The organism is Neoroseomonas rubea, assembly GCF_016106015.1.
GTDB lineage: Bacteria > Pseudomonadota > Alphaproteobacteria > Acetobacterales > Acetobacteraceae > Neoroseomonas > Neoroseomonas rubea.
Map to the genome: position 1 here is coordinate 1 of NZ_JACADQ010000671.1, position 902 is coordinate 902.

At 76.5% G+C, this 902-nt stretch carries 1 protein-coding gene; it reads right to left on the reverse strand.

Features of this window, described 5'->3' with window-relative positions; all coding sequences use genetic code 11:
• Nucleotides 1–902, reverse strand: a 902-nt coding sequence (locus HW577_RS25725) for a hypothetical protein (RefSeq protein WP_198378914.1), incomplete at both ends; no start/stop codon positions are given.

Below are 902 nucleotides of genomic sequence, written 5' to 3' on the forward strand. Positions count from 1 at the left end.
AGCAGCCCCCAGATCGCCCCGCCCGCCGCGGCCCGCGCCGGCAGCGCGCGCAGCGCCAGCGCCACGAGTGCCACGCAGCCGAGTGCCGCGAGCAGCAGCACCCCCGGCGCGCGCGACTTGGCCGCGAAGATGCCCGCAATGGCGGCGAGCGTGACGACGAGCCCCATCGCCCGCAGCACCCGGCTGCGCGAGAACAGCGCGAGGCCGAAGGCGCCCGGCGCGAGCATGAGCAGCCAGGGTGCGAGGATGTTCGGATGCCCCATGGAGCCGCGCGCGCGGTTCTCGAACCCCTCCGCCAGGGTCTCGGGCGTGCCGCCGAAGGTCGCGAGCAGGCTGTCCCCGGCGCGGAATGCCACCTGCAGCACGCCCAGCCCGGATTGCGCCAGCACCGCGACGGCCAGCGCGCCCGCCAGCGTGCGCCACAGCGCCGCGTCCATCCGTCGCGCGAGCAGCGCGAGCACCAGCGCGAACTTCGCGACGCGCAGCGTCTCGGCCGCGGCGAGGTCCATACGGTCGGCGGCGAGCGTCGAGACCAGGCAGGCGGCCAGCAGCGGCTGCACCGGCCAGGTGGGGAAGGGCGTGGCCCATGCCGCCGGCGCCCGCCCCAGCGCGTGCTCGGCGACGATCGTCATCGCCAGCGCGAGCAGCAGCGGGTCGGCTGGGATCCAGAACAGCCCCTGCCCGGCGGGCGTTCCCGTCAGGGCCGCGAAGGGATGGAAGTATTGCCGGTTGTAGGTGAGCGCGAGCACCGCGAAGCCGGCCAGCACCTCGACCGGGCGGCGCGTGAGCAGCATCAGGGCGCCGATCGCGCCGAGGCCCATCAGCGCGGCGAGCCCCTTCGCGCCGAGGCCCGGCAGCGCGATGGCGAGCGCGGCCGCGCCGAGCCCGCCGCCGAGCGCCAG